This window comes from Arthrobacter sulfonylureivorans, from assembly GCF_047607445.1.
Lineage (GTDB): Bacteria > Actinomycetota > Actinomycetes > Actinomycetales > Micrococcaceae > Crystallibacter > Crystallibacter sulfonylureivorans_A.
Window position 1 is genome coordinate 62,468 of record NZ_JBLKRT010000024.1, and the last position, 6,511, is coordinate 68,978.

Annotated in this window: 6 protein-coding genes; 2 read left to right on the plus strand and 4 right to left on the minus strand. The window is 68.8% G+C overall.

The genetic code is table 11. The features are described 5' to 3' along the window. Window positions 1-52 precede the first annotated feature (52 nt). The 3 genes from ACMX2H_RS12590 to ACMX2H_RS12600 form a co-directional block, all read right to left on the minus strand. A complete protein-coding gene (locus ACMX2H_RS12590; RefSeq protein WP_414960823.1) occupies window positions 53-1,381 on the minus strand; it encodes an FAD-dependent oxidoreductase in 1,329 nt (442 codons plus the stop codon). Further along, the gene (locus ACMX2H_RS12595; RefSeq protein ID WP_414960824.1) at window positions 1,374-2,027 is read right to left on the minus strand and encodes a class I SAM-dependent methyltransferase; all 654 of its coding nucleotides are present in this window, start codon (window positions 2,025-2,027) and stop codon (window positions 1,374-1,376) included. Before ACMX2H_RS12595 ends, ACMX2H_RS12590 begins: the two co-directional genes overlap by 8 nt. 87 nt (window positions 2,028-2,114) lie before the next feature. Next, complete coding sequence (locus ACMX2H_RS12600; RefSeq protein WP_414960825.1) at window positions 2,115-3,290, minus strand: type III polyketide synthase; 1,176 nt, start codon at window positions 3,288-3,290, stop codon at window positions 2,115-2,117. A 130-nt stretch (window positions 3,291-3,420) separates the two neighbouring features. Between ACMX2H_RS12600 and ACMX2H_RS12605 the strand changes: the two genes are divergently transcribed. Continuing rightward, window positions 3,421-3,927 (plus strand): hypothetical protein, encoded by a 507-nt coding sequence (locus ACMX2H_RS12605; protein WP_414960826.1) that lies wholly within the window; start codon window positions 3,421-3,423, stop codon window positions 3,925-3,927. Window positions 3,928-3,970: 43 nt separating this feature from the next. Here the strand turns inward: ACMX2H_RS12605 and ACMX2H_RS12610 are convergent, their stop codons facing one another. Further along, window positions 3,971-4,522 carry a flavin reductase family protein gene (locus ACMX2H_RS12610; protein WP_414960827.1) on the minus strand — a complete coding sequence of 184 codons (552 nt, stop codon included), beginning with the start codon at window positions 4,520-4,522 and terminating at the stop codon, window positions 3,971-3,973. A 107-nt stretch (window positions 4,523-4,629) separates the two neighbouring features. Here ACMX2H_RS12610 and ACMX2H_RS12615 point away from each other — a divergent pair, with 107 nt between their 5' ends. Further along, window positions 4,630-6,423, plus strand: a complete 1,794-nt coding sequence (locus tag ACMX2H_RS12615) for a thiamine pyrophosphate-requiring protein (RefSeq protein ID WP_414960828.1) — start codon at window positions 4,630-4,632, stop codon at window positions 6,421-6,423. The last annotated feature ends 88 nt before the right edge of the window (window positions 6,424-6,511 follow it).

Below are 6,511 nucleotides of genomic sequence, written 5' to 3' on the forward strand. Positions count from 1 at the left end.
GTCTAGCAGCCACTTTAGCCGCCCGGACAGGCGGCAGCCGCTCGATGACGGGTCAGTGCATCGTGAAGCGGTTGGCCACCGCGTCCTGGGCCCCGGGTATGTGGGTCAGCGCGCCGAACAGGTGGTTGCGGGCGGCGAGCATCGTCGAGGGCAGCGGCCGGCCCAACGCCATGTTCAGATGCGCCTGCCAGGTGGCGGTGGCGGCCGCCCGCCGCCGGTCCGCCTCGAACTGCCGCAGTGCCCGCGCCGTCGGCTCGCCGCGCAGCGCCGCGGCCACGATCGGAGCCAGGGCAGCCGCGTCCAGCCAGCCCAGGTTCATGCCCTGCCCGCCGATCGGGCTGATTTGATGGGCTGCATCGCCGATCAGCGCCAGCCGCCCCGAAACCAGCCGACGCGGCATCCTGGAACTGACCGAGAAGGCGCTCAGCATGGAGCAACTGTCCGGCTCCGGGCCACCCCCGGTGCGTCGCGCGATCAGCGAGGCCAGGCCGGCCGCGGTGGGGTGGCTGACCACGCCGGGCATCCTCGCCACCCAGCGTCGGGTGCCGCCGGGCAGCGGGAACGATTCGACGATGCCACCGGCCTCCAGATAAAGCACTGCAGTGCTGCCGTCGGCGGTGCTGTCGGCGAAATCTCCCATCAGGTAGGCATCCGGATACAACCGCGTTCGCACCGTGACGCCACGTTGCCGGCGCAGGGCCGAGTACGCGCCGTCGGCAGCAACGACCAGACGGGCGCGAATCGGTACCGCTTCCGGACCCGCGGCAGGCCCAGCATCTGGGACCGTTGCCGCTCCTGCCGCCTCGCCCGCGCTGGTTTCCGATCCCGGCCGCTCGCCCATGCAAGTTTCCGAATCCGGCGCTGTGCCGGCGCGTGTTCCCGATGCTGGCCTCGCGCCCAGGCGGCAGGACAGCGTGACGGTTGCCCCGTCGTCGTCCGCGCTGTACACCTGTACACCGCGCCGCAGGGCACCTGGGCGCAGCCCTTCCAACTGCTCCTCCAGCAGTTGTTCGGTGATCACCTGCGGTACGGCCAGCACATAGGGATGCGGCCCGGGCACGGACGCAAAGGACAGCGAGGCGACCTCGCGGCCGCGGCTGCGGGCCGTGCCCCGGCGGATGCGGACCCCGGCTGCCAACAGCGCAGCCCCCACGCCGGCGTCATCGAGCACGGCCAGGGCCGGCGGATGGATCCCGATCGCCCGGGAGTGGCTGCTCCGCGCCGTCCGCTGCTCCAGCACGGTGACGTCCAATCCGTGCCCGGCCAGCAGGATGGCCATGAACAGCCCCACCGGCCCGCCGCCTACGACTGCGACGTCGTGAAGGGTGTCCGGAGCCTGTCGCGCACCGTTCCGATACCGCGGGGACAGCAGCTCAGTCATGGGTCTCACGGACCAGCAGTTGCCGGAAGGGTGAATCACGCACCACCTGCCAGTCCGGCGGCACGGCGGCGCGCAGTTCCGCGGGCGTGTAGCTGCGGCGAATGGAGGTCAGGCCGTCGCGGCGGATCAAGGAGCGGTGGAAAAACGGCAGCGTCCCGGCGGCGAACAGCACGTAGGCGCGGCGGCTGCGGATGATGTCGCTGTGCACCGCGAGGGAACGCGCCAACTGCGCCGAGTCCTGCAGCAGGCCTGCGAGTTCAGCATCGGTCAGGTGGTGCAGCAAGTGGTTGGACACCACCGCGTCGAAGCGACCGCCTTCGGCAACCAGCTCCGAGCTGAAGGCCTGCCGGAACTCCAGTCCCGGCAGTTGCGGCCGCGACGTGGCAAAGGCGTGGGCGCGGGGGTCGGGGTCGATCGCGGTGATCCGCAGTCCCAGGCCGTCGCGGGCGGCCCAGCGCGCCAGCATCCGCGGCACGTCGCCGCCACCGGAGCCGATGTCCAGCAAGGCGGGGTGCTGCACCGCGGCCAGCCGCGGCCGGAGCAGCCGGCGGTAGATGCCGTGCCAGCCCGAGACCGCCCGGTTGATCAGCGGAAACTGAGCATAGGTGCGCCGCAGCATGGCCGGATCGCAATCCGGTTTGTCCATTTCCTCCACCGCGTCCGCGGCGCGGACGGCGAGGAACGGTGACCGGCTATGCGCCGGAGAGGGGGAGGGCACGGCGGTCCGCTCCGGCTACACCGCGGCTGCAGCGATGGCGTTTCGGGGCTGCGGCGTCACGGCCGGGACAGTCTTGGTAAACAGGCCGGTCTCCACCGTCAGCCCCGGGCCGAAGGCCATGGAGCAGATCCGTTCCTCCGCGGCGCCCGCTGGCTGTTCCAAAATGTGCTTGAGCACGAACATCACCGTGGCGCTGGACATGTTCCCGTACCGCCGCAGCGTTTCGCGGGCCGGCACCAGTTGCCCCTCGGTCAGCGCCAGTTTGGCCTCCACCTTGTCCAGGATGCTCCGTCCGCCCGGGTGGATCGCCCAGTGCTCGATGTCGCGGTATGGTTTGGCCGCCAGCGCCGGTTCGCGGGCCAGCAGCGGCTCCAGGGCGCCGACAATGTGTTCGTCAATGATGTGCGGCACGTACGTGCCCAACACCATCTCGAAGCCTTCGTCGCCGATGTTCCAGGCCATGGATTCTTCGCCCACCGGGGTGAGGATGGTTTCAAAGTGGTCCAGCCGAATACCCGGTCCGGTCTCTTCCAGTTCGCGTGCGGTGATGACCGCGGCTGCGGCACCGTCCGCGAACAACGAGGACCCCACGATGGTGTCCGGGTCGTTGGACGTGCGCACATGCAGCGTGCACAGTTCCGCCGTCACCACCATGACCACGGCTTCGGGGTCGGCATCGCAGAACGACTTGGCCGCCCGGAGCGCCGGGAAGGCCGCATAGCAGCCCATGAACCCCAAATGATAGCGCTGCACGCCGGGATTGAGCCCGAGTGCGCGGACCACTTTGTAGTCCGGGCCGGGGTTGAAGAATCCGGTGCAGGACACGGTGATCAGGTGCGTGATGTCCGCCGGGCCGATGCCGTCGCACGCGGCCAGCGCCTTGCCGGCGGCTTCGATGAACAGCGGAGTGGCCTTGTCCGCGAAAAAGTCGTTGCGCACCTTGGTGCTGGGGGAGAGCAACTCCCGGGAGCCGGCATCGAAAAACACAGGTTCTTCGGCCCGCTTCGCCGTAGTGAGTTCGTCGACGGCGGTGTGCCGCGTGTCGATGCCGGACTGGTCGAACGAGGTGGTCACCAGCCGCTGGCCCAGGCGCGTCAGCCCGGACTGCGCTGCAAACACGTCACGCGCCTCGGCCTGGATCAAAATCGTTTCCGGAACAGCGGTTTCCAAGGACCTCAGCGTGACCGTCATAGTCCATTCATAGGGCAGGCGGCCGGGGAACACAATGGACCGGCCGCGCGGATTCCCGGCTGAACCGCATCACCGACGTGCGCGTCTTACCGGTTGACGGCCCTGCCCGGAGCCTAAGGAGCGGATTTCGATGGACTACGAAGTCAATGCGCTGCCGCTGCACGTGCTCCTGGTCCACGCCACCGTGGTGTTCATTCCACTCACCGCGCTGTGCATTGTGCTCAGCCTCCTCTGGCCTGCGGCCCGGCGCCGCTTGGGGATCGTGACACCGCTGATGGCGCTGTTCGCGCTGGTGCTGGTGCCGGTCTCGCAGCAGGCGGGTCACTGGTTGTTCCTGCGCATCGACCAGACGCCGCTGGCCATGGAACACATGCGTCTGGGCGACATGATGCTCCCGTGGGTGATCGGCCTGTTCATCACGGCGCTGGGCCTGTGGCTCTGGTTCCGTTATGGAACGACGGCGGCGGCCTCCTGGCGGCGCCGGCTCGGCGCCGGGTACCGCATCATTGCGGCGGTGCTGGTCGTCGTCGTGCTGGCGGTGTGTGCCGGTGCCACGGTGGCGGTGGTGCTGACCGGCGAGTCCGGTTCGCGGGCGGTCTGGGAAGGCCGCTTTTCCGAGCCGCCTCCGCTGCCGTAGCCCGGCGTCGCCGCTGTCCGCCCAGACTGCGCTGGCCGCCGCGCTACCGGCGCAGGCGATGGTAGGAGGACGCGAAGTGAATCAGCGGATCGGCGCTTTCCGTGCCGGAGGCATCCCGCCCCATGGCCAGCACCTCGCCCACGATCAGTGAGTGGGTTGCCGCCGGATGCACCGCGCTGGTCTTCAGTTCGAACCACGCCGTAGCCCCGCCGATCACCGCCGCGCCGGTGGCCGGGCCGCGCCGGAACGGAACCTGGTTGAGCAGTCCCTCCACCGGGTTGCCGGGACTCGCCAGCCAGTTCGCGGTGCCCTGGTGTTGGGCCGCCAGCAGGCTTAACGCCCAGGTCCCGGAGCTGACCACCGCGTCACAGATGCGGGACTCCTCGAAGAGGCTGATCAGCATGGTGGGCGGGTCATAGGAGACCGAGAGATAACCGCTGACAGTTGCCGCGTAGTCCCGGTTCCGCCACCGCGTGGACACCACCGCCACGCCCGCGGCTATGTCAGCACTCAGGGTGCGGTACAGGTCGACGTCCCGCTGATCCGGGCCGTCCGACCGAATCTGCTGGCCAGCGAGTTCTCCGTCCAGTTCCATGCCGCCATCTTTGCACGCGGTACCGGCCGCGGCTGGCCGGAGGGTTCATCACGCCATCAACCGATGGTAGAAAGTAAGCATCCTGATCATGACGAGTGGAGCAAACTATGGCCCAGCGGCTGGTGGCAGACCTCATGGTGGAACGGCTCCACGCCTGGCAGGTACCCCGCATCTTCGGTTACAGCGGGGACGGCATCAACACCTTCATGGGCGCGCTGCGGCGGGCCGGGACCGTGGAGTTCGTGCAGGCCCGGCATGAAGAGAGCGCCGCTTTTATGGCCGTGGGCCACGCCAAGTACACGAGCGGGGTGGGTGTGGTCACCTCCACGCAGGGACCTGGCGCAGTGCACCTGCTCAACGGACTCTACGATGCCGCGTTGGACAGCGTGCCGGTGGTGGCGATCATCGGCCAGCAGGCCCGCACTGTGCTCGGTTCCGGCTACATGCAGGAGGTGGACCTGTCCACCCTCACCAAGGATGTAGCCGTCTACCGGCAGCAGGTCAGCAGCGCTGAGCAGGTTCCGCTGGTGCTGGACCGGGCGTTCAAGGCAGCGCTGGCAGGCCGCGGCCCCGCCGTCGTGATCATCCCGCACGATATTCAGAAGCAGCCCGTTCCCGAACTTGAGCACACGCACGGCATTGTGGCCACTGCACCGGTGTGGCGTCCGGGACACTTGGTGCCGCGACCCGAGGATCTGCGCGCTGCCGCCGACGTGCTTAATGCCGGGCAGCGGGTGGCCCTGCTGGTAGGGCAGGGGGCGCGCGAGGCCGGTGAGCAGGTGGTGGCGGTGGCCGAGAAGCTCGGCGCCGGCATCACCACCAGCCTGCTGGGCAAACCGTATGTGGATGAGTCGCTGCCGTTCGCGGCGGGGACCATGGGCCACCTGGGCACCGGAGCCAGCGGCCAGCTGCTCGGGAACTGCGACACCTTGCTGATTGTTGGCTCGAACGACCCGTGGACCGAGTTCTATCCGCCGCCCGGCGCTGCCCGGGCAGTGCAGATCGATATCAATTCCGGCGCCATCGGCAACCGTTATCCGGTCGAGGCAGCACTGACCGGCGACGCCGCCGGCACGCTGGAAGCGCTGCTGCCGCTGCTCAAGGACCGCGCGTCCACCCCGTGGCGGGAGCAGCTGGAAGGCTGGGTCCGGGAGTCGCGCGAACTGTCGCGGCAACGGGCGATGACTCCGGCGCGGCCGGTCAACCCCGAGCGTGTGGCGTTCGAGCTCAGCGCACGGTTCCCGCGCGACGGCTGGCTCGCCGTCGACGTGGGCAGTTCTGTGTACTGGTATGCCCGGCAGCTTCGCCTGCCGCCCGGTGCGCAAGCGCACCTGTCCAGCACGCTGGCGAGCATGGGCTGTTCGCTGCCCTACGGCATTGCCGCCAAGCTCGCGGCCCCGGAGCGTCCCCTCGTGGTGCTCAGCGGCGACGGGGCGATGCAGATGAGCGGGATGGCCGAACTGATCACCGTCAGCCGGCTCTGGAAGCAGTGGCTGGACCCGCGTTTTGCCATCTGCGTACTCAACAACCGAGAACTGGCCGAAGTCACGTGGGAGCAGCGCGAGATGGAGGCCGAACCACGTTTCGCCGACAGCCAGGCGCTGCCCGATGTCGACTACGCCGGCTATGCGCGCCTGCTGGGATTGCAGGCGAAACGGGTCGAGGATCCTGAGCAGCTTGGTGCCGCATGGGACGAGGCGCTGGCAGCCGACCGTCCCTACCTGATCGAAGTCATCACCGACCCCGACGTTCCGCTGCTTCCGCCGTTCCCTGCCGGCCGGGACAAGGCCCAGACCATGGAGCAGGCCCTGGCGGAAGAGGGCGCAGCGGCCGACGGCGCCCGGCAGCTCCTGCGGACCTACACCGAGCAGGAAGAGTCCGCCAACGGTCAGCAGAGTTAGCACGCCGGGTCCAGCCCTGGCTCGACAGCGCCAGCGGTGAACGAAAGAATTCCCAGATGAGTGAGGCGGCTGCGTTCATCGACTCCAC

Excerpts from the sequence above, each read along its gene's own strand:
- ACMX2H_RS12595 (WP_414960824.1), bottom strand. The coding sequence starts at position 2,027 with ATGGACAAACCGGATTGCGATCCGGCCATGCTGCGGCGCACCTATGCT.
- ACMX2H_RS12590 (WP_414960823.1), bottom strand. The coding sequence starts at position 1,381 with ATGACTGAGCTGCTGTCCCCGCGGTATCGGAACGGTGCGCGACAGGCT.
- ACMX2H_RS12605 (WP_414960826.1), top strand. The coding sequence starts at position 3,421 with ATGGACTACGAAGTCAATGCGCTGCCGCTGCACGTGCTCCTGGTCCAC.
- ACMX2H_RS12600 (WP_414960825.1), bottom strand. The coding sequence starts at position 3,290 with ATGACGGTCACGCTGAGGTCCTTGGAAACCGCTGTTCCGGAAACGATT.
- ACMX2H_RS12610 (WP_414960827.1), bottom strand. The coding sequence starts at position 4,522 with ATGGAACTGGACGGAGAACTCGCTGGCCAGCAGATTCGGTCGGACGGC.
- ACMX2H_RS12615 (WP_414960828.1), top strand. The coding sequence starts at position 4,630 with ATGGCCCAGCGGCTGGTGGCAGACCTCATGGTGGAACGGCTCCACGCC.